1 pseudogene is annotated in these 251 nt (G+C 68.1%); it reads left to right on the forward strand.

Features of this window, described 5'->3' with window-relative positions:
* Positions 1 to 251, forward strand: a pseudogene (locus CVH10_RS22725) (potassium-transporting ATPase subunit B); the annotation flags it as partial.

Below are 251 nucleotides of genomic sequence, written 5' to 3' on the forward strand. Positions count from 1 at the left end.
GCGACCGCTCGGCCGTGACCGGCGGCACCACTGTCGTCTCGGACTGGATCAAGGTGCGCATCACCGCAAAGCCCGGCTCGACCTTCCTGGACCGCATGATCGCCATGGTCGAGGGCGCGGATCGCAGGAAGACGCCGAACGAACTGGCCCTGGCCGTGCTGCTGGCCGGCCTGACCCTGATCTTCCTGATCGCGGTCGTGACCCTGGTGGGCCTGGGCGCCTATTCGGGCGTCGATCTGGACCCGATGGTC

It is taken from the genome of Halomonas sp. ND22Bw, from assembly GCF_003011945.1.
In the GTDB taxonomy this organism is placed as follows: domain Bacteria; phylum Pseudomonadota; class Gammaproteobacteria; order Pseudomonadales; family Halomonadaceae; genus Halomonas; species Halomonas halophila.